Source organism: Staphylococcus pettenkoferi (assembly GCF_002902685.1).
GTDB classification, from domain to species: Bacteria; Bacillota; Bacilli; order Staphylococcales; family Staphylococcaceae; genus Staphylococcus; species Staphylococcus pettenkoferi.
Window position 1 is genome coordinate 1 of record NZ_PPRN01000087.1, and the last position, 211, is coordinate 211.

General features: G+C 43.1%; 1 rRNA gene. It reads left to right on the forward strand.

Annotated elements, in window-relative coordinates:
• Positions 1-78 (forward strand): 16S ribosomal RNA (locus CD126_RS11625); the annotation flags it as partial.
• Between the last annotated feature and the right edge of the window lie 133 nt (positions 79-211).

Below are 211 nucleotides of genomic sequence, written 5' to 3' on the forward strand. Positions count from 1 at the left end.
TCGAAGGTGGGACAAATGATTGGGGTGAAGTCGTAACAAGGTAGCCGTATCGGAAGGTGCGGCTGGATCACCTCCTTTCTAAGGATTAACTTTTTAAAGAAAACGTTTCTCAATCGACGAATTGAAGCGAGAGTGTAAGGAGCTTACTTAGCGTAAGTGACTGCACACTCAAGCTGAAATGAGAAAGAGTGAAAACGTTTGACTGAAAAAG